The sequence below is a fragment of the Agrobacterium sp. RAC06 genome (assembly GCF_001713475.1).
Lineage (GTDB): Bacteria > Pseudomonadota > Alphaproteobacteria > Rhizobiales > Rhizobiaceae > Allorhizobium.
The window spans coordinates 2,386,099-2,409,583 of sequence record NZ_CP016499.1; the positions used below are offsets into that span (position 1 = coordinate 2,386,099).

The following is a 23,485-nucleotide window of genomic DNA, read 5'->3' on the forward strand; positions in this document are numbered from 1 at the left end:
CGGGATCAGCCGAGCAGATTGCCGTAGCGCACCGAATAGATCCGGTCGCGGCCGAGCAGGTGTGCGATCAGATCGGTACGGGCGAAGAGACCGGTGAAGGCCTTGTGCCGCAGGTCAAGGCCCCCGGTGGTGACGCCGAAGGATGGCATAACCATGCGCAGGCCATCGGTCGCAAAGCATGGACGGCGGACCGATTTTTCGCGGCGGCGTACGGTGGCTGAGGGATGGAGATGACCTGCAACTTCACCCTTGCCATGGGCGAGCGAAGGTTCGTGGCGGAAGGTAAGGCCGGCGAGCGAAAACTCATCCATGGACACGCCCGGCAAAGCCGTTGTGCCATCCGGATCGTGGTTGCCATTGATCCAAACGATCTCACGTCCGGCGACCAGACCATGGATCATCTCGCGAAACACCAGCGGCATCATGGCCGAGCCGACACGGTCATGGAAGTTATCGCCGAGGCTGATGATCGTCGCGGGCTGGTAGCGGTTCACCACGCTCTCAAGCAGACGAAGCGTTGCCAGCGTGTCATAGGGCGGCAGCAGTTGGCCGCGCCGCGCAAAGGCGGCGCCCTTTTCAAGATGCAGGTCTGAGACCACAAGCGTCCGATGATCCGGCAGGTACATGGCGCCCGTGAGATCGCAGACGGCTGCCACGCCTGAGAGGGCGCTCTCGGCCGTCGTCTCCACAGTCTCGATCGGCGCGAGGCGCCTCGCCGTCATACCCGTCATGTCTTCATTCCGCAGCATCAGGCCTCGTCATAGCCGCTCCGCATGATTCACGCCATGGCTTCGGCGATGAGATCTTCCGCCGCCATGGACAGCACATGCTCCTGTGCTTCGCCCGCCACCGGCTCCTTGCCGATTTCCAGCATGACTGGCACGGCGAGCGGCGAGATCTGGGTGAGGCGCTTGTGCAGGATGTGCCCCCTGATTCGTTCCAGCATATCGGCAAGCCGGGCGATGTCCAAAAGCCCGGCGGCGGCATCCTGTCGCGTTGCCTGCATGAGGATATGATCGGGCTCGTGGCTGCGCAGCACGTCGTAGATCAGGTCCGAGGACACCGTCACCTGGCGCCCGGACTTTTCCTTGCCGGGATGGCGCTGCTCGATCAGGCCGGCGATCACCGCGCAATTGCGGAAGGTGCGCTTCAGCATGAAGCTTTCGTCGAGCCAGGTTTCCAGATCATCGCCCAGCATGTCCTGATCGAACAAGTCTGCGAGGCTGAGTGCTCCCCGCGCGATCAGCGAGCCCATGTCCTCCAAGGCCCAGATCGCGAGCGCATAGTCTGTGGCAACGAAGCCCAGCGGCTTGGCGCGCATGCGCTCCAGCCGGCGGGTGAGCAGCATGCCGAGCGTCTGATGCGCCAGCCTGCCCTCGAAGGCATAGATCACCATGTAGAAGCGCTCGCCGCGCGGGAAGGTCTCGATCAGGAGATCGCCGCGCTTGGGCAGCACCGACTTCTCCGCCTGCAGCGACAGCCAGTCGCGCACCTGGTCGGGCAGACCGGTCCGGCGGTCTGGATCGTCCAGCATGGCGCGGACCTGCTCGGCGAGATAGGTCGAGAGCGGAAACTTGCCGCCGGCATAGGCCGGGATCTTCGGGTCCATGGAGAAGGCGTTGGAAACGAGGCATTCGTTGTCTCTTATGCCCTCGAAGCGCAGGACCTTCCCCGAAAAGAGGAAGGTATCGCCCTGCGTCAACTGCTCGAAGAAATATTCCTCGACCTTGCCAAGCGTCATGCCGCCGCGACCGATCGAGCCCAGATGGTTGCGCTTGACCAGCCGGACATTCAGCATCGGCATTTCCACGATGGTGCCGAGGTTCAGGCGATACTGCTGGGCGACCTGCGGGTTCGAGACACGCCAGAGCCCGTCCTTGCGACGGCGGATGCGGGCATAGCGCTCGTAGGTACGCAGGGCGTAGCCGCCGGTTGCGACGAAATCGACGATGCGGGCAAAGGTCTCGCGCGGCAGAGCGGCATAGGGAAGCGCCGTCGTCACCTCGCGGTAAAGCTCTTCCTCGTCGAAGGCATCGGCGCAGGCCATGCCGAGCACATGCTGGGCGAGCACGTCGAGCGAGCCCTCCCCCACAGGCGGCGTATCCTGCGCGCCGATATAGTTGGCATCGAGTGCGGCCTGACACTCCACCACCTCAAACCGGTTGGCCGGCACGAGAATGGCGCGGGACGGCTCGTCCATGCGGTGATTGGCACGGCCGATGCGCTGGGCAAGGCGCGATGCGCCCTTCGGCGCGCCGACATGGATGACGAGATCGACATCGCCCCAGTCGATGCCGAGATCGAGCGTCGAGGTGGCAACGACCGCCCGCAGCCGGTTTTCGGCCATGGCGGCCTCCACCTTGCGACGTTGCGAAACGTCGAGCGAGCCGTGATGCAGCGCGATCGGCAGGTTGTCATCATTGACCGTCCAGAGCTCCTGGAAGAGCATCTCGGCCTGGGAGCGCGTGTTGACGAAAAGCAGCGTCGTCTGAAAGTCCTTGAGGACCTTGTAGACCTCGGGGATTGCATAATGCGCCTTGTGACCCGACCAGGGAATGCGCTCATCGGTCTGAAGGATAGTGATATTTGGTCGGGCACCACCCTCGACGGTGATCAGACCGGCCGCCGCCTCGCCCTCTTCCGGCTGGGCGACAAGCCAGCGGCGCAGGTCCATCGGCTGAGCAACGGTCGCAGAAAGGCCGATGGTCTTGAGACCAGGGGCAAGCTTCCTCAACCGCGTTAGGCCCAGCGAGAGCAGATGGCCCCGCTTGGAAGTCACCAGCGAATGCAGCTCGTCGAAGATGACGTAGCGCAGGTCCTTGAAGAAGCGCTCCGCGTCCGAGTGGGAGATGAGCAATGCGACCTGCTCAGGCGTCGTCAGAAGGATATCCGGCGGATTGGTCTTCTGCCGCTGGCGCTTATGAGCCGGGGTATCGCCGGTCCGGTTCTCGATGGTGATCGGGAGCCCCATCTCGGTGACGGGCTTCATCAGGTTGCGTTCGATGTCGACGGCAAGCGCTTTGAGCGGCGAGATGTAGAGCGTGTGGATGCCCGTGAAGGCCTCGCCTGGTTTTTTCCGTCCACGCTCGGTGAGCTCGGTGAGCGACGGCAGGAAGCCGGCAAGCGTCTTGCCCGCACCGGTCGGTGCGATCAGCAGCAAGCTCTCCCCGCCATTCTCGCCGGATCTCGCCCGGGCCAGCAGCTCCAGCTGATGGTCACGCGGCTGCCAGCCCTTTTCGCCGAACCAGCGGAGGAAGGGGGCAGGCAGAAGGGCAAGGGCGGAATCAGTTGTCGTCACCGCCTCAAGGTAGTGGACGGGCGGGGAAAGAGAAGGGGCGAAAAGCGCCTCACCTCAGCGCTATATATCGGTCCGAGCGGTGGTTGATCGCGAGGAAGAGGTTCAACACCACGGCGCCGATGACAGAATAGAGCACCACGGAGGGGCTGACGACGGCAAAGGCCAGCGCCATGACACAGAGGTCGAAGGCAAGCTGCACGAGGCCGGCGCGGATGCCGAAGCGGTCCTGGATGTAAACGGCGAGAATGCCGAGGCCTCCGAGGCTGGCGCGGTGGCGGTAGAGCGCCAGAAGGCCGAAGCCGAGTAGCAGGCCACCGAGGATCGCCGCCCAGATCGGCGCGATGCTCTCTATCACGAGGAAGCGGCTCTCGATTTCGACGATGAAGGAGGTGAGGCCGACGGCGATAAAGGTCTTGATGGTGAAATCGAGGCCGACGCGACGCAGCGAAAGAATGTAGAATGGCAGGTTGAGCAAGAAGAAAAGAAGACCGAAGCTCCAGCCGCTCCAGTAGTGCAGGACGAAGGCGAGGCCAGCCATGCCACCGGTCAGAAGTCCGACCTGGGCGAGGAAGTAAAGGCCAAGGGCCGCAATCAGGCTCCCTGCCACGAGTCCTTGCAGATCCTCTGCCGGAGTGTGGCGGGTGGGGTTCGAATTCCAGATTCCCAGCATGCTCGTCAGTTGCGCCATCACGCTCTCCAGAAAACAACCTCCCGAGTGCAAATCCTACCCGAGAAACTCTGGAAAACAAGGAGGATAGGTCAGCAATCCTGACCCATGATGCAATTCGCAAGAAAGCTGCTCGTCAGGCCTTCCGGCTAGCAAGAAACAGAATGCCGGAGACCGGTTTTCCGCCATCCATGCGAATGGTCGTGCGCGACAGCTTCACGAGGTCGAAGCCGTTTTCATCGAGACGATACCTTACATGCTGTTCGGTGTGGGCATAACGCAGGCTCGGCGCCAGGATAAAGCCGTCGCCCTCGCCCGCGTCTTCGACCGAAAAGGCGAGAAGCGAGCCGGGTTTCAGGAGCTGCGCGGCAAGTGCGAAGGCGTTGGCGAGGTCGCCCAGATACATCAGCACGTCGGCCGCCGAGACGAGGTCGGCTCGGCACTCCGCAAGCCTTTCATCGAAGAGACCGCACGCGATCGGGTCGAGCGATAGATCGGCCTTGGCAAGAAGGTCATAGTGACCCTTCTCCTCGGCTTTTGCGAGCATGTTGACCGAGAGATCGAAACCCTCCAGGCGGGCCACTCTCTCGCGGATCTCGGCACCGAAAAGACCCGTGCCACACCCAAGATCGACGGCCAGATCGAAGCGCCGATCTTCATGCTCGACGATGAGCCGGGCGAGCTTGGCCGGGACCGAATAATCGAGCTTCTCGACAAGTGCAGTATCGAAACGATCGGCATAATCATCGAAAAGCGCCTCTACATAGCGAGAGGGCGGCTGGTCTGGAATATCTTCGGCCCCGAGCAGAGCCAGTTTCAACTGCGCGCCGAACAGATCTTCCGGGTCGAGCTCGAGCAGTCTGCGCAGGGCGGGTATCGCTTTTTCTGCCTGTCCGGCCTTCTCGGCATAGTCCGCAAGACGCAGCAGACCAGCCGGCCAGTCCGGCACCAGTTCCAGGGCCTGCTCCATCAATTCCACTGCTGCCTCATGTTCGCCATTCTCGGCGAGCATGCGGGCATAATCGGCGCGGCGATCGGCGATGACGTCGCCGGAAGAGAACTGTGTGGGATGCATCGAAGAGATCCTTGCGCCTGCCAGCATGGGGTGATCCAGCATGGAGCGGGCGCGCGGTCTTGACCGATCACCGGAAAAAACTCAAGTGCTATCGCAAGCACTCGGCTCGCCGGCTTGCAGGGCGGGCCGACTGCGCCCATATCAGCGGACGATAACAGGAGACACGCATGGCTGATGGCCTCAATCGATTTCTCGGCGACACGCCGGGCCGCACGATCGTCAAGCTGATCGTCGTTTCGCTCATCGTCGGCTTTGTGATGTCGATCTTCGGGCTTGACCCGATGGACCTGCTCGACGGCATCAGGTTCTTCATCATCGACCTCTGGTACACGGGGTTCGACGCTCTTGGTCGGGTCGGGCAGTATCTGCTGATCGGCGCTACGATCGTCATTCCCGCCTTCATCCTGCTCCGCCTCTTTGCGTCACGGAACTGAAGGCCTATGTCTAAGCCTGTTCTACATCGCCGTCGGCTGATCCTAATCTCGGCTGGTGTCATGACGGCGGCGATCACCGGCTGCCGGTCCACCGACATTCTCAACCCCGATGACGGCCAGGCCCGGGCTGAGACGGACGCCGCGTTGCCGATGGTGAACCTGCTCCGGCAATCGCGTGGCCTCTCCTCCCTCTCCCGCAGTCGCCCCGCGGAAGTGGCGGCCATCGCCCAGGCCAAGCGCATGGCACGCGCTGGCGAGATGTCGCATCTGATCGGCTTCAACGACAGCTTCGGCGCCCGTATGAAGGGCCACGGGGTGCCGCTGCCGGCGGCCGAAAACATCGCTGCGGGTCAGGATAGCGTCGAACGCGCCGTGCAGGCCTGGATCGATTCCAAGCGGCATCTCGACAACATGACCGGCCGCTTCAACGGGCTCGGCGTCGCGGTCGCCTGGGATTCCGCTTCCGGTAACCGGCCCTATTGGGCCATGGTTCTCTCGGCCTGAGTGATTCCCTCTTCGCTCCGGTCCCCACCGGAGCGATCCATGCATAGCCCATCTTCTTCCGCCACCCGGACCATCGACGTCAATCATCGCAGCGTGCTGGCGATCGCCGTGCCGATGACGCTGGGTTTCGTCACGACGCCACTTCTGGGGCTCACCGATACCGCCGTCGTCGGACGTAGCGGCGACGCGGCCCAACTGGCGGGGCTTGCGATTGCGGCGGCGCTCTTCGATCTGCTCTTCGCCAGTCTGAATTTTCTGCGGGCGTCGACCACGGCACTCGTCGCCCAGGCGCAAGGACGCGGCGAACCATCCGAACTCTTCGCCGTCTTCTGGCGCTCGATCGTCTTGTCGCTTGGTTTCGGATTGCTGATCCTCGCAGTCTCTCCCGTAATCCTTGGCTTTGGCCCTGCGCTGATGGGCGCCGATGGTGGCGTTCAGGCAGCTGCCGCGACCTATATCGGCATCCGCATTCTGGCGGCTCCCGTGACGCTTTCGAATTTCACCCTGCTCGGCTTCGTGCTCGGTCGTGGACTGGGCTCTGTTGGGCTTGCGCTGCAGATTTTGCTGAACGGCGTCAACATCGTCATGTCGATCCTGCTTGGTCTGACTTTCGGATATGGGATTGCAGGTGTCGCCTGGGGCACCGTCATAGGCGAGTTCGTCGCCATGATCGCCGGCTTTGCCTTCGTGTTCTGGCGCTATGGTCACGCCGCAATCCCGCAGGTCTCGATGATCACCGACCGCGCAAAGCTGATGGCGTTGTTCCGGCTCAACCGGGACATCCTGATCCGCACCTTCTCGCTGATCACCGCCTTTACCGTCATGACCCGCATCGGGGCCGGTTTCGGCGCCGTGACGCTCGCGGCCAATGCCGTTCTGATGAACTTCTTCATGATCGCCAGCTTCTATCTCGATGGCATGGCAACGGCGGCAGAGCAGATCACGGGCGAAACGATCGGTGCCAAACAGCGGCGCGCCTTCGAGCGCGCGGTGAAGCTGACAGGGTTCTGGTCCTTCGGCCTGGCTCTGGCGAGCCTTGCATTCTTCCTGGTCTTCGGTTCGGCGATCATCGGCTTCATCACGACGGCCGGAGATGTGCGCAGCGTTGCCGAGACCTATCTGGTCTACGCGGCCCTGACCGCGTTGACCGGGGCACTCGCCTTCCACATGGATGGGGTCTTCATCGGCGCAACATGGTCATCCGACATGCGCAACATGATGCTCGTCGCGCTGGCCGGCTATCTCGCCAGTGTCGCAGTGCTGGTTCCGCTGTTTGACAATCACGGGCTCTGGATCGCGCTCAACGTGTTTCTTGGTCTACGCGGTCTGTTGCTGCTTGCGCGGCTGAAACCCAAGACCAATCAGACTTTCACCGAAAGCCAGTGATCGAGCCTCGTGTCGCGCAATTCGCGGATATTGGCGACCGTTTCACGATCGAGCAGGCTCGACAGGCCCCGGACGATCCGTCCTGGCAGAGCCGGTCCTTCATAGACCATGCAGGAATAAAGCTGCACCAAGTCTGCACCCGCGCGGATCTTCTCCAGCGCAGTTTCGGCTGAGGACACGCCGCCTACCCCGATGATCGGCAATGCCGGACCAACGCGCTTTCGCATACGGGCGAGAACGGCGGTCGACTTGTCAAACAGAGGTGCGCCAGAGAGGCCACCGGCTTCCCCTGCCAGAGTCGGGTCGGTCAGACCGTCACGTGACAGCGTGGTGTTGGAAACGATGAGGCCATCGAGATCATGCGCCGCCGCGACCTCGGCGATGTCGTCCATGCCTTCTTCCGTAAGGTCCGGGGCGATCTTGAGAAAGACCGGCAGGCGCTTGCCGGCGCGCAAGGCTTCTTCTGAACGCGCCGCGAGCACGGCAGACAGGAGCGCATCGAGGCTCTCCTTGGCCTGCAGATCACGCAGACCCGGGGTGTTCGGTGACGAGATGTTGGCGGTGAAATAGGTCGCGACGGGATAGAAGCGGCGGATGCCGGCGACATAGTCGGCGATCCGGTCCTTGGCATCCTTGTTGGCGCCGATATTCACGCCGACGATCCCTGCGCGGTTGCCGCGGGCGATGAGCCGAGCCAGCGCCGCCTCATGCCCCTCGTTGTTGAAACCGAGGCGGTTGATCACCGCGCGGTCGCGCTCAAGGCGGAAAATGCGCGGCTTCGGATTGCCGGTCTGAGGCTTGGGCGTCAGCGTGCCGACTTCGGCAAAACCGAAACCGAGCGACAGCAGTGCATCCGGCACCTCGGCATTCTTGTCATAGCCTGCGGCCATGCCGAGCGGGTTCGGGAAGTGAATGCCGGCAACCGTCTGGGCGAGACGCGGATCGACAGCCGCCTTGCAGGTCGGGACGAAGCCCGTTTTCAACGCGGCAATCGACAGCCCATGGGCGGTTTCCGCATCGAAGAGGAAAAGGCCACGACGGCCGAGAGAAAAGAGGTCCAGCATCAGCGTTTCTCCTCGACCAAGTCAGGAAAGACGTGCAGTCCGTCAGCACCGAGGGCTAGGGGCTTTTCCCAAAGCACGGCGTCGAGCGGCAAGTCGGCGTAAAGATGCGGGAAGAGATCTCCGTCGCGCGAAGCCTCCCATTTCAGGGCCCCACCGAAGACGGCCGCATCGACCGCGACAAGCAGCAGATCAGACTGGCCGGCAAAGTGCAGGCGCGCAGTCTCCACGGCCTGGGCTCCCGTCGAGAAATGGATGTAGCCGTCCTTGAGATCGATGGACGCGCCTTTGAAAAGGCCCGCGATGCGCGCCTCCTGCCATAATTCTCGCGGTACGATCTTGTATATGGTCTTTTCCAAGGTCCGGTCTCTCGCAGATCATCAGGGTCGAGGCGGGTTTGCCGCAAACGCGGCCAAATGTCCACGCCTGGAGATACGGACGACAGGAGGAGGAACAAGATGTTCATCGCCAAGACATTGCTCACACTGGCGGCGCTCTCGCTCTGCGTTCCCGTCGCCATGGCTCAGGATGCCGCCACCGACCGTTACACGCTGGAGAAATCGGAAAGCGGCTTCGTACGGCTCGATCGGCAAACGGGGGCGGTCACACTCTGCACGGAAGCCGATGGCACACTCACCTGCCGGATGGCGGCCGACGAACGGGCGGCTTATGACGCGGATCTCGCGCGGCTGGAAAAGCGGGTCGAAGCTCTGGAAAAACGCGTGGCCGAAGGTACGGCTGCCAAAAGCGGCGAGCTTCCGAGCGACGCCGAGATTGACCGCTCGATCGGCATCATGGAGCGCTTCATGCGAACTTTCTTCGGACTGGTTCAGGAATTTCAGGGACAGGAGCAGGATAGATCGGGAGACCCCGTTCCGGACAGAACCTGACCACAAACAAGCCTCGTTCACCCATTCGTTGCACGACCATTGTCTAGTGCGTCGCCAAGCGCTAAAAGAATGAGACGCATTCGCGCGCAAAATGACATCGCTCTTGGGAGGGGGCTGTGACATGGCTGCATCGACCTTCATCATCGCCGACGACCATCCGCTGTTCCGGGGCGCCCTGCGCCAGGCCGTGACCGGCATAGACGGCACGCAAACCATCATCGAGGCCGGCGACTTCGAAGCTGCCCGCAAGGCGGCCGCCGAGCATTCGGATGCGGACCTCATGCTGCTCGATCTCGCCATGCCCGGCGTCTCCGGTTTTTCCGGTCTGATGGCGCTGCGTGCCGAATTCGCGAGCCTGCCGCTGGTCATCGTCTCTGCCACCGACGATCCCGTCACCATCCGCCGGGCCCTCGAGCTCGGGGCCTCCGGCTTCATTTCGAAGTCAGCGGGGATCGACGAGATCCGCGCGTCGATCCAGTCGGTGCTGGAAGGTGATATCGCCACGCCTGCAAGCTATCAGGGCGGGCAGGAGACGGATCCTGACGTGGCCGATCTGATCAACCGGCTGCGCACGCTTACGCCGCAGCAAAGCCGAGTGCTCGGCATGCTCGGCGAAGGGCTGCTCAACAAGCAGATCGCCTATGAACTCGGCGTGTCGGAAGCAACGATCAAGGCGCATGTCTCGGCGATCCTCTTGAAGCTCAAGGTGGACAGCCGCACCCAGGCCGTGATCCAGCTTGGCAAGATCAACATGGCCATGGTCGCCTGAGACAGGCGAGAGGATTTTATTCCTTTTTGCTTTACTATCGGCCTTTGCTGATCTATTGTTTTCGCCATTGCCGGACCGGGGATCCGAAGTGTTCCGGCGCTGCAGAGGCGCGAACATGCTTTCGCATGACAGCATATGGGCCGCGATCGATCGGCTGGCGGAGCAGCATTCGCTGACGCCTTCAGGTCTTGCGCGCCGTGCTGGGCTCGACCCCACCTCCTTCAACAAGTCCAAGCGTGTCGGTGCTGATGGCCGGATGCGCTGGCCCTCGACCGAATCCATCGCCAAGGTGCTGGAAGCGACCGGCGCCAGTCTTGACCAGTTCATGCGCTATGTCTCGCCAGACGCCTTGCGCGGCAGCCCGCTGCCGCAGGGGACATTTCCGCCGCAGGCAAGCTCGATCCCCCTGCTCGGCATGGCCCAGGCAGGTGCCGGCGGATTTTTCGACGATGGCGGCTTCCCTGCCGGCCAGGGCTGGGATCTCGTCGAGTTCCCGGCGGCGCCCGGCCGCAACAACGGCGTCTACGCGCTGGAGGTCCAGGGCGAGAGCATGAAGCCGCTCTACCGCGACGGCGACATCCTGATCGTCGAGCCGGGTGCGCAAGTCCGCCGCGGTGACCGCGTCGTGGTGAAGACCCGCGAGGGCGAAGTCATGGCGAAGATCCTCGCACGGCAGAGCGCAAAATCGATCGAGCTGCAATCCCTCAATCCGGATCACCCTCCGCGCATGCTGGACATGGGCGATGTCGAATGGGTGGCGCGGATCATCTGGGCGAGCCAATAGGAAAACGCGCCTATGCGACGGATCAGCACCTTCATCGCCGGCGCGATCGGGCTCCTCCTGTGGGCCTATCTCGTCATGACGGCCGGAGCGACGCTCCGCGAAGATCCTGTCGATTACAATATCGAGGATTTGGACGTGCCGGATCCGTCGGAGCTCGACCTGCCCGATGTCGGCTTCCTTCAGGATGACACGACCGGACAACCGACAGTGATGGAAGCCAGACGGCAGGTGCGCAGCATCGAACCGGATGCCTTCGGATCGCCGGCCTTTGCCGACGCGCAAGACCTCGAACGGGTTGCGGCGCGCGCACCGTTGTCCAACGCCGCCGAGCGCACCAAACCGAAAGTGGTTCTGCTGCATCGGCCGTCGAGCCTCGCTGCCGGGGTCGTCGCCTTCGGACCGGATCAGCGCGTACGCCTGGCTGATCTGATCGAGACGCCTGTGGACCGCAGCTGCACCACGGCGGAGGGCGACGTCTGGCCCTGTGGCGCCATGGCACGCACGCAGCAACGCCAGTTCCTGCGAAACCGGTCGCTCACCTGTGAAACAACCGCAACAGCATGGCAGGGCGAGATCCGCACACGATGCTGGGTGGGCGTCCAGGATGTTTCGTCCTGGCTTGCAAAATACGGATGGGCAGAGGCGGAGGCGGGCTCCGCACTTGCCGACCTGACCGAGGAAGCCCGTGCCGCAAGACGCGGGCTTTTTGGTGAGCCCGCACAACGGGCCGGCGCGCTCCCTTGAAACGCCTGGCCGCCCCTCCTACTCTTTGCCCACATCAACTGGAAAGCCTCATACATGAACAAGCCCGTATCCCCGGAAGAAGCCCTGATCTTCGTCATGGTCATGGCGTCTGCCGTCGACAATGCCATGGCCGAAAAGGAACTTGTGCGCATTGGCCAGCTGATCGATATTCTTCCAGTCTTCGAGAATTTCGATAAGGAGCGCCTGATCGAGGTATCACAGCGCTGCGCGAGCCTGCTTTCCGGGCCTGAGGGTCTGGACATCGCGCTCGAAACCATTCGCGACGCTCTGCCGGAATGGCTGCATGAGACCGCCTATGCGCTGGCTGTGGAAATCGTTGCCGTCGACCTGACCCTTCGCGCCGAGGAAATGCGCCTGCTGCAGCTGCTGCGGGATCGTCTTGCGCTGGACAAGCTCACCTGCGCCGCTCTGGAGCGCAGCGCATCGGCCCGCTATCGCCAGGTCTGATCGCCTCAGAAAAGCCCGACCGGGAAATAGCGCAGATAGATTTCTTCCAGCCGCCCGTCCTTCGACAGCGCAGCAAGGGCGCTGTCAAGCGCGGCGGAAAGGGCTGTGTCCTGTCCGCCGACCATGAGGGTCATGCCTTCGCCGAGATGGCGCTCCGACAAAAAGGGGCCATCGAGAAAGCCGCAGCAGCCAGCGGCTTCAGGGCTCATCATCCAGAAGGAGAGTTGCAGGGCATCAGCGAAGACAGCCTCGACCTGGCTTCCCTTCAGCCCGGCCATGAGCGTTCCCTGGTCCTCGAAGGTCGTCGGTGTGATGCCGGGAAAGAAAGCCTTCAACATGGCTTCGTGCGCTGTATCCTTGACGACGCCAACCTTGCGGCCGGAGAGAGCCTGGGCATCCTGACGAGCAAGGACAACGTCGTTTCGCCTGAGGAAACGCGCAGGCAACAGAAGATAGGGTCGCGTGAAATTGAACCTTTCGCGCATTTCCTCCGTCACCGCGATGCCCGCCATCACCGCTTCCCCCTGCCCGCTTTCCAGCGCCGAGGTCAACTGTTCATAAGGCAGAGCCTGGATCTGGCAGCGGGTCTGAAGACCGAGCTCGTCACAGAGCGCGCGCGCAAGATCGACATGGAAGCCCGTCAGCCGGCCGCTCTGGTCGATGAAATTGAAAGGCGGAAAATCCGTGGTGGTCAGGAAACGCAGCCGAAGCACGCTGCTGACATCCGGCCGCACCAGCCGTTCGCGTGCGTCGAAGAGGACGGGAAGATCGGTTTCCTGAGCCCGCACAGGCGGCGCGGACAGTAGCGCGACAAGAAGAATCGCGGTGACCCAGGGCCGCAACCCCACAAAATCTAGGGATGTAACTTTTGCGCGCATCTCTATCATCTTCAACCGTGGTCAGGGTGGGGCGTCGTTCAGACCGGATGACGTGTAGCAGCTTGGTGTGGACGAGGGAATATGGCCCGCGGATGGTCGCCGCGCGCCCAGGATCAACGCGGGGGCAAGAGCAGCGGAGCGCGGTAAGCGCAGCCGATATGGAGAGTCTGAGCCGGCTGAAATGCGAAGCCCGATTGCTGCACGTGCTCGGCATTTCCAAACCGATGATTGCCCGGATGGCGAAGCGCGCCGCTGTCAACGGGACCTCTGTCGAGGCCGAACTGCTCGCCAGCGGCACCATCGAGGAAGAGGCCTATTTTGCGGGTCTGGCGCGGATGTATGGCCTGCCCTTCCTGCCGGAAATCGATCCTTCGCTGCTTGTGGACCATGCTTACAGCGACACCCAGCTCGCCGAGCCGCGCATGCTGCGGCTGCACTATAGCGACCGGCCGCCGATCGTGGCGATTGCCCCGCACATTCTCAACATGGAGGGCCTCGCAAAACGCTTCGGTCGGAACGGACCGGGCGCCGGCACCCTGGTCGTGACGACGCCGACCGCCATCCGGCGTGCCAGCTGGAAGGTGGGGGAAAACAGACGCGTAGGCCAGGCCGTCCGCGGACTGTTCGACACGCTCCAGCCGCTTTCGGCGCGGCTCGTGGTGACCGGTGACCAAGGCTTCGTGGCCGGGGCCGGGCTCTGTCTAATCTGTCTTTTTTCAATTATGGCGCCGATGCTCGCCGCCGTCATCAGTCACCTCACACTTTCGCTCTTTCATACGGCTGCTCTCCTGCTGCGCATGGCCGTCGTCTCGCATGGGCGACGCCCCCGGGTCTGCGAAGCAAAGCTCGAGCATGGCAGCGATGTTCTGCCTGTCTACACCGTCATGGTGGCGCTTTATCGGGAGGCCGATGTCGTGCCGCAACTGCTCGCAGCCCTCGACGAGCTCGAATGGCCGCGCAGTCTCCTGGACGTCAAGCTGGTCTGCGAGGCCGATGATCACGAGACGATCGAGGCGATCCGTCGATCCAATCCCGGCCCTCATGTCGAGGTGGTGGCCGTGCCGGCCATGGCGCCGCGCACCAAGCCCAAGGCACTCACTTATGCTCTGGCCGGCCCACGCGGGGAGTTCCTCACCATCTACGATGCCGAGGATCGGCCACATCCGCAGCAGTTGAGGGAAGCCTATCACGCCTTCCGGCTCGGTCCGCCGGATCTCGCCTGCCTGCAGGCGCCGCTCGTGATCGGCAATGCCGGCGAAAGCTGGATCAGCGCCATTTTCGCGCTCGAATATTCGGCGCTGTTCCGCAGACTACTGCCAGCCCTCGGCTACTACCGCATGCCACTGCCACTCGGCGGCACCTCCAACCATTTCAAGACCGCCCTCCTCAGAGCCAGCGGCGGCTGGGATCCCTACAATGTCACCGAAGATGCGGATCTCGGCATGCGTCTCTACAGAATGGGGTATCGATCATCGACCCTGACGCTGCCAACCTACGAGGATGCGCCGACCGATTTCCGGATCTGGCTTGCGCAGCGGACCCGCTGGTACAAGGGATGGCTGCAGACCTGGCTGGTGCTGATGCGCCAGCCCCTGCGAACCGCGCGCGACATGGGATTTCTGTCCTTTCTCGTCTTTCAGCTCCTGGTCGGCGGCATGCTGATTGCAGCGCTCAGCCATCCCGGCCTGATCGTCTTCCTCACGCTGCTTGCGGTCTCCCTGATGCAGGTCCCGGTTGCCCAGCCGAGCCTCTTCACGACGATCTTGCTCGCCATGGACATATTCAACATCCTCGGAAGCTACGCGATCTTCTTCGTGCTCGGCGCGACCCCGATGAGCAAGGGCGAGAAGGAGGGCGTCGGCTGGAAATGGGCAATGATCCCGGTTTACTGGATGGCCGTGTCGCTGGCGGCCTGGAAGGCCGTGATCGAACTCAGGCTGAGGCCTTTTCACTGGAACAAGACACCGCATCGCCCCAGTCGAGCCATTTTGCCGGCGTCCGAGTGATTGCTCGGACGCCATCGGCACCATAGTGTTGAAGCAACAAATCCGATCGGGAGACGACGAACATGGTGACACTGCTCGGCATTTCGGGAAGCCTGCGCAAGGGCTCGCTCAACACGGCTATGATGCAAGCTGCCGCAGCCTTGCCGGCAGACGGTTACCGGATGGATACAGCCGGCATTCACGGCATACCGCTTTATGACGGCGACCTCGAGGAAGCCGAGGGCATCCCGGCTGCTGTCACCGCGCTCAAGCAAAAGATCATCGCCGCCGACGGCGTGATCCTGTTTACGCCCGAATACAACAACGGCATCCCCGGCGCCTTCAAGAATGCCATCGACTGGCTGTCACGCCCCTCTTCCGACATGGGCAAGGTTTTCGGCAACAAGCCCTTCGCGCTCGTCGGCGCTTCACCCGGCAATTTCGGTACGTTGCTCAGCCAGAACGCCTGGCTCCCGGTGCTGCACACGCTCGGCTGCCGGACGTTTTCGGAAAAGCGGCTGATGGTGTCGCGGGCCCATACGCTGTTCGACGCCGAGGGCAAGCTGACGGACGAAGCGACCGCCAAGCGGCTCGGCGACCTGCTGGCAGCGTTTGCGAAGTTTGCGGGGAAATAGAGAGAAGAAGCTGGAGCGGGTGAAGGGAATCGAACCCTCGTATTCAGCTTGGGAAGCTGCTGCTCTACCATTGAGCTACACCCGCGCGCGGTCTGACGAATCCAACAGTTCGGCCGCAGTGTCAAGCCGGATGGAATACAAAGGGGGGCGGTGATGCCCCTCTTTCGTCAGGGCAAACGGAAGTGTTTCGACAGCTTCAAGCCCTGCGCCTGATAGTTGGAGCCGAGCCCAGTGCCGTAGAGCCCTTCCGGGCGCTCCTGCATATGCTCGTAGACCAGGCGGCCGATGACCTGGCCGTGCTCGAGGATGAAGGGCACTTCGTGGCTGCGGACTTCCAGAACCGCGCGACTGCCTGAGCCGCCGGCCGGCGCATGGCCGAAGCCCGGATCAAAGAAGCCGGCGTAATGCACGCGGAACTCGCCGACCAAGGGGTCGTAGGGTGTCATTTCGGCGGCATAGAGCGGCGGCACATGCACGGCCTCGTTCGAGACCAGGATGTAAAACTCGTCCGGATCGAGGATCAGTTCGTCGCGGCCGCGGCTGTAGAGTGGCTCCCAGAAATCCAGCACCTCGTGGGCGCCTTTGAGATCAACATCGATGACCGAGGTGTGGTGCTTGCCGCGATAGCCGATCAGGCCTTGCGGCCCCGATCCCTTCAGATCGATCGACAGCGCAATGCCACCGCCCGAGACATTCGGCATGTCGCTCGCCACCAGCGTCTCGGCCTTGTGCAGGTCGAAGAGTTCGGCCTCGCCGAGCAGCGCATGGCCGGTGCGGAAACGTATCTGCGACAGGCGCGAACCACGGCGTACGATGATCGGGAAGGTGCGCGGCGAGATTTCGAGATAGAGCTGACCCTTGTAGCCGGCCGGCACCTTGTCGAATTCCTGGGCGTAATCGACCATCACCCGGGTGAAGATGTCGAGGCGGCCGGTCGAGCTCTTCGGATTGGCGGAAGCCGAGATCTCCGCCGGCAGGTCAAGGCTTTCCATCAGGGGCACGATGTAGACGCAGCCGGTTTCAAGCACCGCCCCGTTTTCGAGATCGATCTCGTGCAAGGTCAGGCGTTCCAGCTTCTCGGCAACCGTATGGCCCCTGCCCGGCATGAAGCTGGCGCGCACCCGGATCGCCTTGCCGCCGAGCCTCAAGTCCAGGCTTGCCGGCTGGATCTGGTCGTGGTCGAGCATGGCTTCGCTGATCAGCTGTCCCTGGCCGAACAAAGCGCCGATGGCGCGGTCAGCCAGAATGCCGGGTTTACTGGTCATTTTCTCTATCCTGTTTGGGCTCGACAAAACCAAAGCCCACCAATTGACGCAAGGCCCGCGAAGGCGTAATTGCTGCCTTATCCCGTGGTGATTTGGCCGGTCGGCTTGCAGCCACGTTAAACAAGTGGCTAAATAGACCGGGTTTACGAAACCGGTCCGTTCACGCGACCGGTTTTTTTGTGTTCGAAAGGCACGTGCATGAGCAAGAACTGGCGCCCGGCCACCACCCTCGTCCATGGCGGCACGCTGCGCTCTCCTTATGGCGAGACGTCTGAAGCGATCTTCCTCACCCAGGGCTTTGTCTATGAAAGCTCGGAAGCGGCAGAAGCCCGCTTCAAGGGCGAGAACGACGGCTATATCTACGCCCGCTATGGCAGCCCGACCAATGACATGTTCGAAAAGCGCATGTGCATGATGGAAGGCGCCGAGGATGCGCGTGCGATGGCGTCGGGTATGGCGGCCGTTGCTGCTGCCGTGCTCTGCCAGGTCAAGGCCGGCGACCATATCGTGGCCGCACGCGCCCTGTTCGGCTCCTGCCGCTATGTCGTCGAGACGCTGGCGCCGCGCTACGGCGTCGAGTGCACCCTGGTCGATGGTCGCGACCTTGCAAATTGGGAAGCGGCGATCCGTCCAAACACCAAGGTAATGTTCCTCGAAAGCCCGACCAATCCGACGCTCGAAGTGATCGACGTCGCAGGCGTTGCCAAGCTCGCCGATCAGATCGGCGCGAAGCTGATCGTCGACAACGTCTTTGCGACGCCGCTCTTCCAGAAGCCGCTGGAACTCGGCGCGCATGTCGTCGTCTATTCGGCGACCAAGCATATCGACGGTCAGGGCCGGTGCCTTGGTGGCGTCGTCTTGTCGTCGAAGGAATGGATCAACGAGAACCTACACGACTATTTCCGCCACACGGGCCCCGCCATGTCACCGTTCAACGCCTGGACGCTGCTTAAGGGCATGGAAACGCTGCCGCTGCGGGTGAAGCAGCAGACGACAAGTGCGGCTGCGATTGCCGATTTCCTGGCGGAACAGAGTGCCGTTGCCAAGGTCATCTATCCCGGTCGCAAGGACCACCCCCAGGCCGACATCATCGCAAAGCAGATGACAGGCGGCTCAACGCTGGTCTGCTTCGAGCTGAAGGGCGGGAAGGAAGCCGCTTTCAAGCTTCAGAACGCCATGGAGATCGTCAAGATCTCCAACAATCTCGGAGATGCGAAGAGCCTGATCACCCATCCGGCGACGACGACGCACAAGAACCTTTCCGACGAGGCCCGGGCAGAGCTCGGAATTTCGGGGGGTACGGTTCGCTTCTCCTGCGGGATCGAGGATACGCAGGACCTGCTGGATGACTTCGCACGGGCACTCAAGGCAGTCTGAACGCAACGCCCGCGATCATGTACGCAAATATTTCAGCCGCGACAGGCGTTGCGGCTGGAGCATTGGCCTTGACGTAAGCAGTTGCGTCGTTATCCCTTCAAAAGGCATGGTGTTTGTGTGTCGCCCTTGCTGCCGCCACAATGAGCGCCATCTCTATCACTGTTGATGACAAGCTTTCTCAGGGTCCAGGCATGTATCGCGCGCTGACACGGGACATAGAGGTTCTGGTCGAACCTTACTATCTCGAGGAACAGTCGGACCCCGATGACAGCCGCTATGTCTGGGCCTACCGGATCGTGATCTCCAATCGCTCGGGAAAACCCGTGCGGCTGACCCATCGTTACTGGCACATTACCGACCAGAACGGTCAGGTTGACGAAGTCAGCGGCCCGGGCGTTGTTGGCGAACAGCCGCGCCTTAATCCTGGCGATACCTACGAATACTCGTCCGGCTGCCCACTCGATACGCCCTCCGGCATGATGTACGGCACCTACCGCATGGAAACCGACGACGGAGAGGCCTTCGACGTCGAGATCCCGGCATTTTCCCTCGACAGCCCAGGCATGGTCCGCACCCTCAATTGACGATTGCCAGTTGAGTTGACTGGCACCAACCGCTATCTGAAGGCATCGATCCCGACGCCATCCAGAGGGCCAAACCGGTATGAGCATTACCCATCTCGTCACCCATAGTGGCGGCTTCCATGCCGACGAACTGCTGTCGTCCGTCATCCTCTCGCGGCTTTACCCAGACGCACAGATCGTGCGCAGCCGCGCGCCAGACTGGATTACTCCGGCATCCGATCGGATCATCTACGATGTTGGCGGCGCCTATGACGCCGAAGCGCAGATCTTCGACCATCATCAGCGCGGCGCACCGCTTCGCGACGACGGTCAGCCCTACAGCTCCTTCGGGCTCATCTGGAAGCATTATGGGCGCGCCTATCTTGCGGCCATGGGTCTGCCGGCCGATCATATCGAGGCGATCCACCAGGGCTTCGATGCGAAGTTCGTGCTGCCGGTCGACCTGATGGACAATGGCGCGCTCAGCCCGGCAACGGCCGGACCACTGGCCGATCTCACCCTGCCGAGCCTCCTCGAAACGCTGAAGCCCGTTTTCGACAACAAGGAGCCCGGCGCCGACGATCGCGGCTTCCAGTCTGCCCTTTCGATTGCACGGATGATCGTCGAAGCCGCCATCGGCCAGCGTGCGGCCAAGCTGCGTGCAGAGACCATGGTGCTGGAAGCGATCGCAGCGACAGGCGAAGGTCGCGTCCTGGAATTGCCGATGGGCATGCCATTCCGCCCGGCCATCGTCAAGGCAGGCGCCGACCATCTGCTCTTCGTCATTCACCCGCGCGACAAGGACTGGTGCATTACCGGGATCCGCAAGGCGGAAGGCAGTTTCGAGCAGCGCGCGGACCTGCCCGCTGCCTGGGCAGGTTTGAGCAATGGCGATCTGGAGGCCGTCTGCGGTGTGAAGGGTGCCACCTTCTGTCACAACGGCCGCTTCATCGCGGCGGCAAATTCGCGTAACGCGATCCTCGACATGGCGGAAATCGCGGTCGAGCAGGTAATCGGCGATCGCCCGGCATCATAAGAAGCGTGGGCCTTATCGGCGCCCGCTACGCTCTACACAAAGAAACGGCCGGATCACTCCGGCCTTCTCATCTTCAGCGTTTCACTGGATCAAGCCGGCGTCAGCTCTCCCGGCTCGAAATCATAGTTGGTCGAGCAGAATTCGCAGGTCACAGTGATCGTGCCGTCTTCGGTGCTCGCCTCGATCTCTTCAGCGGAGAAGCCTTGGAGAACCCCCTTCAGGCGCTCGCGCGAGCAACTGCAGCGGTCGTAAACCGCCTGTGGCTCGTAAGCCCGCACACCCCGCTCGTGGAAGAGGCGGAACAGCAGCCGTTCGATGCCCACCTGCGGATCGGTCAGTTCGTCGGCATGGATCGTCTCGACCAGCATGCGGGCCTCATCCCAGGCATCGTCGCCGTGCAAATCGGCATCCCGGTCGTCGCCGTCTCCACCGTGCAGATCCGGCTGGCGCATCCGCTCCGGCGCATCCGGCAGGAACTGGGCGATGAGACCACCGGCCCGCCATGTGCGACGTGGCTTGCCGTCTGGATCCCGATCGAAGAGTTCGGCGGCTCCCAGGCGTACGCGTGTCGGGATCTGTTCCGACTGGCGGAAGTAGACGCCGGCAATGTCTTCCAGCGACGTTCCGTCGAGCGGCACAATACCCTGATAAGGCTGCATGAAGGAGCCCTGATCAATGGTAAAGGCAAGCACGCCTTCGCCGAGGAGCTCCTCGGGCGAAGCACGACCGGCCGCGACTGCATCGGCCACTGCCTGCTCGTCGAAGCGGGCATAGGCGCGCACGTTTTCAGGCGAGCTGAAATCGGCAACCAGCAGGTCGACCGGGCCATCGCCCTTGGTCTGGACCGTGAACTTGCCCTCGAACTTCAGCGATGTGCCGATCAACACCGTCAAGACTATGGCTTCGGCGAGAAGCCGCGCGACCGGCGCCGGATAGGCGTGACGGTCGAGAATGGAATTGATCAGCGGTCCGAGCTGGACCGCGCGGCCGCGCACGTCGAGGCCCTCCACCTGGAAGGGAACCACACGATCGTCACCGGCGAAACCGAATTCGCCGAGTTCTGCTTGTCTCATCGACATGAATGTACTCCCGGCACTTGAAGCGCCAAACGCTGGGCCCGAGCGGCCCGATCAGAAACGGCACAGATGGGATCACCGGTGCCAAAGGTCAAGTCGGGCGCCGAAACCCCTGCCCGGCCTCAGATCGCGCCGAGGCACCAGGCAAGGATCGACTTCTGCGCATGCAGGCGGTTCTCGGCCTCGTCGAAGACCACCGACTGCGCGCCATCGATCACCTCGTCGGTGACTTCTTCGCCGCGATGGGCCGGCAGGCAGTGCAGGAAGAGGGCCTCGTCCTTCGCCTTCTTCATCAGTTCCGCATTGACCTGGAAAGGCTGGAAGACGTTATGGCCACGTGCCTTGTGCTCCTGGTTCATCGACACCCAGGTATCAGTGATCACGGCGTCAACGCCGGCGACCGCACGATCGGCATCATGGCACAGCATGATCTCGCCGCCGTTATTGCGGGCCCAGTTGAGGATCTTGTCATCGGGCTCGGAGCCCAGCGGCACGGCCATGTTCATCCGGTAGCCGAAACGGGCAGCGCCTTCGACCAGCGAATGCAGGACATTGTTGCCGTCGCCGGTCCAGGCGAGCGTCTTGCCCGTCACGGGGCCACGATGCTCCTCGATGGTCATGATGTCCGCCATGATCTGGCAGGGGTGGGTGAGATCCGTCAGGGCGTTGATGACCGGGACCGTCGCATGCTCGGCCATCTCCAGGAGACGGGTATGGTCAGTGGTACGGATCATGATCGCATCGACATAGCGCGACAGCACCTTGGCGGTGTCGCCAATGGTCTCAGCGCGACCGAGCTGCATTTCCGTGCCCGACAGGAACAAGGTCTCGCCACCGAGCTGACGCATGCCGACATCGAAGGAAACACGCGTGCGGGTGGACGGCTTCTCAAAAATCATGGCCAGCATCTTGCCGGCGAGCGGCTTGTCAGCGGTGCCGGCCTTGGTCGCCTGCTTGCGGGTCTTCGCGTCCTCAAGAATGCCGCGCAGGTCCCCGGCCGTCATGGCGGAGAGATCGAGAAAATGCTTGGGAGATGCCATGAATGGGTCCTGTCTTAGGCAGATGCTTGGACTGCGGCCTTGGCGCGGATGTGCTCCGCAGCGTGTTCGATACGGGCGAGACCGTCGCGAGCTTCTTCGGCGGTCACCGTCAGCGGCGGCAGGAGACGGATAACATTGTCGCCGGCGGGAACGCCGAGCAGATGCTCGTCGCGCATTGCCAACAAGAGTTCGGTGTTCGGGATCTTGGCCTTGATGCCGAGCATCAGGCCTTCGCCGCGCACTTCCTCGATCACATCTGGGTAACGATCCTTCAGCGAGGCGAGACCCTGGCGGAAGACGAGCGCTGTGTCGCGAACATTGTCGAGGAAACCGTCGCCGAGCACGACGTCGAGAACAGCATTGCCGACCGCCATACCAAGCGGGTTGCCGCCATAGGTCGAGCCATGCGTTCCGGGTTTCATGCCGTAAGCGGCCTCTTCGGTTGCCAGGCAAGCGCCGAGCGGGAAGCCACCGCCGATGCCCTTGGCGACCGCCATGAGGTCGGGCGTGATGCCGGCCCATTCATGGGCAAAAAGCTTGCCCGTGCGGCCAACACCGCACTGCACTTCGTCGAGGATCAACAGCAGGCCGTGCTCGTCGCAGAGGTCGCGCAAGGCGCGCAGCATCTCCACCGGGATCGGACGAATGCCGCCCTCGCCCTGCACCGGCTCAACCAGGATTGCAGCGGTCGCGTCTGTGATTGCCGCCTTGACGGCTTCGATGTCACCAAAAGGCACCTGGTCGAAGCCGGGCGCCTTGGGGCCGAAGCCCTCCAGATACTTCTCCTGGCCACCCGCTGCGATCGTCGCGATGGTACGGCCATGGAAGGCGCCTTCCATCGTGATGATGTGGAACTTCTCCGGGTGCCCCTTGGCGAAGTGATAGCGGCGCGCCGTCTTGATTGCGCATTCCAGCGCTTCGGCGCCGGAATTGGTAAAGAACACGCGGTCGGCAAAGGTCACATCGGTCAGGCGCTTGGCCAGCACTTCCTGCCCCGGCACCTCGTAGAGATTGGAGAGGTGCCAGACCTTGTCGGCCTGATCTTTGAGGGCGCCGACGACATGGGGATGCCCATGGCCGACCGAGGTGACGGCAACGCCGGCGGCGAAATCGAGATAACGCTCGCCACTTTCCGTCACAAGCCAGACGCCCTCGCCTCGCTCGAAACGCAGCGGCGCCCGATTATAGGTCTGATAGAGCGGCGTAGCTTCGGCCATGGCTTTCACGTTCCTTCTCGACGATCCGCCCAAGGGACGGCGCGGCCCTTTGCAGGCCTCGAAACAATTAAAAATGCCGCCTTGCGGCGGCGCGGGCACTATCGGCATTTCACCCTGCAATGTCAACGAATTCCATAGGAATCGCAGGAGTAGGCGCCGATTTGGCCGGCTCGCGCCAGAAGCGTGCGCGACAAGATTCCACCTGTTGCATACTTGACTCACTCGGGAAGCAAGTTGGGGAAAACCGGAAAATCGATTCCAGATGATTCCCCCGACTCTTGTCACGGAGTCAGCGTGCCACTAGGTTAAATTTCATTAATAGATTGCATGCGG

24 protein-coding genes, 1 tRNA gene and 1 riboswitch are annotated in these 23,485 nt (G+C 62.4%); of the genes, 13 read left to right on the forward strand and 12 right to left on the reverse strand.

Annotated features, from left to right (window positions below):
- Positions 1–5: 5 nt before the first annotated feature.
- The 4 genes from pdeM to BSY240_RS11425 all read right to left on the reverse strand — a co-directional run bounded on the left by pdeM (position 6) and on the right by BSY240_RS11425 (position 5,040).
- A complete protein-coding gene (gene pdeM, locus BSY240_RS11410; protein ID WP_069043947.1) occupies positions 6–722 on the reverse strand; it encodes a ligase-associated DNA damage response endonuclease PdeM in 717 nt (238 codons plus the stop codon).
- A gap of 56 nt (positions 723–778) precedes the next feature.
- Positions 779–3,298: a ligase-associated DNA damage response DEXH box helicase gene (locus BSY240_RS11415; protein ID WP_069042390.1), complete on the reverse strand. Its 2,520-nt coding sequence runs from the start codon at positions 3,296–3,298 to the stop codon at positions 779–781.
- Positions 3,299–3,347: 49 nt separating this feature from the next.
- Positions 3,348–3,986: a YitT family protein gene (locus BSY240_RS11420; RefSeq protein WP_054149059.1), complete on the reverse strand. Its 639-nt coding sequence runs from the start codon at positions 3,984–3,986 to the stop codon at positions 3,348–3,350.
- A gap of 115 nt (positions 3,987–4,101) precedes the next feature.
- Positions 4,102–5,040: a methyltransferase domain-containing protein gene (locus BSY240_RS11425; protein ID WP_069043948.1), complete on the reverse strand. Its 939-nt coding sequence runs from the start codon at positions 5,038–5,040 to the stop codon at positions 4,102–4,104.
- 167 nt (positions 5,041–5,207) lie between these two features.
- Here BSY240_RS11425 and BSY240_RS11430 point away from each other — a divergent pair, with 167 nt between their 5' ends.
- The 3 genes from BSY240_RS11430 to BSY240_RS11440 are packed head-to-tail and all read left to right on the forward strand — an operon-like array spanning position 5,208 to position 7,364.
- A complete protein-coding gene (locus BSY240_RS11430; RefSeq protein ID WP_006727939.1) occupies positions 5,208–5,474 on the forward strand; it encodes a DUF6460 domain-containing protein in 267 nt (88 codons plus the stop codon).
- Between the two features lie 6 nt (positions 5,475–5,480).
- Entirely contained in the window at positions 5,481–5,978 is a 498-nt protein-coding gene (locus tag BSY240_RS11435; RefSeq protein ID WP_069042391.1) for a CAP domain-containing protein, read from the forward strand.
- A gap of 39 nt (positions 5,979–6,017) precedes the next feature.
- Positions 6,018–7,364, forward strand: a complete 1,347-nt coding sequence (locus tag BSY240_RS11440) for an MATE family efflux transporter (RefSeq protein ID WP_069042392.1) — start codon at positions 6,018–6,020, stop codon at positions 7,362–7,364.
- On the opposite strand, the gene BSY240_RS11445 is transcribed toward BSY240_RS11440, so the two are convergent.
- Together BSY240_RS11445 and BSY240_RS11450 are read right to left on the reverse strand one after the other, a co-directional pair.
- Positions 7,340–8,428, reverse strand: coding sequence for a quinone-dependent dihydroorotate dehydrogenase (locus BSY240_RS11445; RefSeq protein ID WP_069042393.1), 1,089 nt, complete (start codon positions 8,426–8,428; stop codon positions 7,340–7,342). The genes BSY240_RS11440 and BSY240_RS11445 overlap by 25 nt on opposite strands.
- Complete coding sequence (locus tag BSY240_RS11450; protein ID WP_069042394.1) at positions 8,428–8,784, reverse strand: DUF952 domain-containing protein; 357 nt, start codon at positions 8,782–8,784, stop codon at positions 8,428–8,430. The genes BSY240_RS11445 and BSY240_RS11450 overlap by 1 nt, the downstream gene beginning before the upstream one ends.
- 99 nt (positions 8,785–8,883) lie before the next feature.
- Between BSY240_RS11450 and BSY240_RS11455 the strand changes: the two genes are divergently transcribed.
- From BSY240_RS11455 to BSY240_RS11475, 5 genes are all read left to right on the forward strand, one after another.
- Positions 8,884–9,315 (forward strand): hypothetical protein, encoded by a 432-nt coding sequence (locus tag BSY240_RS11455; RefSeq protein WP_069042395.1) that lies wholly within the window; start codon positions 8,884–8,886, stop codon positions 9,313–9,315.
- Positions 9,316–9,436: 121 nt separating this feature from the next.
- The gene (locus BSY240_RS11460; protein ID WP_054149065.1) at positions 9,437–10,084 is read left to right on the forward strand and encodes a response regulator; all 648 of its coding nucleotides are present in this window, start codon (positions 9,437–9,439) and stop codon (positions 10,082–10,084) included.
- Positions 10,085–10,199: 115 nt separating this feature from the next.
- Positions 10,200–10,868 (forward strand): S24 family peptidase, encoded by a 669-nt coding sequence (locus BSY240_RS11465; protein WP_054149066.1) that lies wholly within the window; start codon positions 10,200–10,202, stop codon positions 10,866–10,868.
- Positions 10,869–10,880: 12 nt separating this feature from the next.
- A complete protein-coding gene (locus BSY240_RS11470) occupies positions 10,881–11,612 on the forward strand; it encodes a thermonuclease family protein (protein ID WP_069042396.1) in 732 nt (243 codons plus the stop codon).
- Positions 11,613–11,666: 54 nt separating this feature from the next.
- Positions 11,667–12,080, forward strand: a complete 414-nt coding sequence (locus BSY240_RS11475) for a tellurite resistance TerB family protein (RefSeq protein WP_069042397.1) — start codon at positions 11,667–11,669, stop codon at positions 12,078–12,080.
- A gap of 5 nt (positions 12,081–12,085) precedes the next feature.
- Here the strand turns inward: BSY240_RS11475 and BSY240_RS11480 are convergent, their stop codons facing one another.
- The gene (locus BSY240_RS11480; RefSeq protein WP_069042398.1) at positions 12,086–12,958 is read right to left on the reverse strand and encodes a transporter substrate-binding domain-containing protein; all 873 of its coding nucleotides are present in this window, start codon (positions 12,956–12,958) and stop codon (positions 12,086–12,088) included.
- 158 nt (positions 12,959–13,116) lie between these two features.
- On the opposite strand from BSY240_RS11480, the gene BSY240_RS11485 reads away from it, so the two are divergent.
- Both BSY240_RS11485 and BSY240_RS11490 read left to right on the forward strand, forming a co-directional pair.
- On the forward strand, positions 13,117–14,964 hold the full coding sequence (locus BSY240_RS11485) for a glycosyltransferase family 2 protein (protein WP_069042399.1): 1,848 nt from the start codon (positions 13,117–13,119) through the stop codon (positions 14,962–14,964).
- A 62-nt stretch (positions 14,965–15,026) separates the two neighbouring features.
- Positions 15,027–15,578 (forward strand): NADPH-dependent FMN reductase, encoded by a 552-nt coding sequence (locus tag BSY240_RS11490; RefSeq protein ID WP_069042400.1) that lies wholly within the window; start codon positions 15,027–15,029, stop codon positions 15,576–15,578.
- A gap of 11 nt (positions 15,579–15,589) precedes the next feature.
- On the opposite strand, the gene BSY240_RS11495 is transcribed toward BSY240_RS11490, so the two are convergent.
- Together BSY240_RS11495 and BSY240_RS11500 are read right to left on the reverse strand one after the other, a co-directional pair.
- A tRNA-Gly gene (locus BSY240_RS11495) sits at positions 15,590–15,663 on the reverse strand.
- A gap of 82 nt (positions 15,664–15,745) precedes the next feature.
- Positions 15,746–16,843: a 2'-deoxycytidine 5'-triphosphate deaminase gene (locus tag BSY240_RS11500; RefSeq protein WP_069042401.1), complete on the reverse strand. Its 1,098-nt coding sequence runs from the start codon at positions 16,841–16,843 to the stop codon at positions 15,746–15,748.
- 74 nt (positions 16,844–16,917) lie between these two features.
- Positions 16,918–16,996: riboswitch (SAM riboswitch) on the forward strand.
- A gap of 45 nt (positions 16,997–17,041) precedes the next feature.
- On the opposite strand from BSY240_RS11500, the gene BSY240_RS11505 reads away from it, so the two are divergent.
- From BSY240_RS11505 to BSY240_RS11515, 3 genes are all read left to right on the forward strand, one after another.
- The gene (locus BSY240_RS11505; protein WP_069042402.1) at positions 17,042–18,220 is read left to right on the forward strand and encodes an O-succinylhomoserine sulfhydrylase; all 1,179 of its coding nucleotides are present in this window, start codon (positions 17,042–17,044) and stop codon (positions 18,218–18,220) included.
- 191 nt (positions 18,221–18,411) lie between these two features.
- Positions 18,412–18,804 carry a Co2+/Mg2+ efflux protein ApaG gene (apaG, locus tag BSY240_RS11510; RefSeq protein WP_054149073.1) on the forward strand — a complete coding sequence of 131 codons (393 nt, stop codon included), beginning with the start codon at positions 18,412–18,414 and terminating at the stop codon, positions 18,802–18,804.
- Positions 18,805–18,883: 79 nt separating this feature from the next.
- Complete coding sequence (locus BSY240_RS11515) at positions 18,884–19,819, forward strand: MYG1 family protein (RefSeq protein ID WP_069042403.1); 936 nt, start codon at positions 18,884–18,886, stop codon at positions 19,817–19,819.
- 89 nt (positions 19,820–19,908) lie between these two features.
- Here BSY240_RS11515 and BSY240_RS11520 read toward each other — a convergent pair whose 3' ends face one another.
- From BSY240_RS11520 to BSY240_RS11530, 3 genes are all read right to left on the reverse strand, one after another.
- Positions 19,909–20,898, reverse strand: a complete 990-nt coding sequence (locus BSY240_RS11520) for an Hsp33 family molecular chaperone (RefSeq protein WP_069042404.1) — start codon at positions 20,896–20,898, stop codon at positions 19,909–19,911.
- A gap of 119 nt (positions 20,899–21,017) precedes the next feature.
- Positions 21,018–21,935, reverse strand: coding sequence for an ornithine carbamoyltransferase (argF, locus tag BSY240_RS11525; RefSeq protein WP_069042405.1), 918 nt, complete (start codon positions 21,933–21,935; stop codon positions 21,018–21,020).
- Positions 21,936–21,949: 14 nt separating this feature from the next.
- Positions 21,950–23,152 (reverse strand): aspartate aminotransferase family protein, encoded by a 1,203-nt coding sequence (locus BSY240_RS11530; protein WP_069042406.1) that lies wholly within the window; start codon positions 23,150–23,152, stop codon positions 21,950–21,952.
- Between the last annotated feature and the right edge of the window lie 333 nt (positions 23,153–23,485).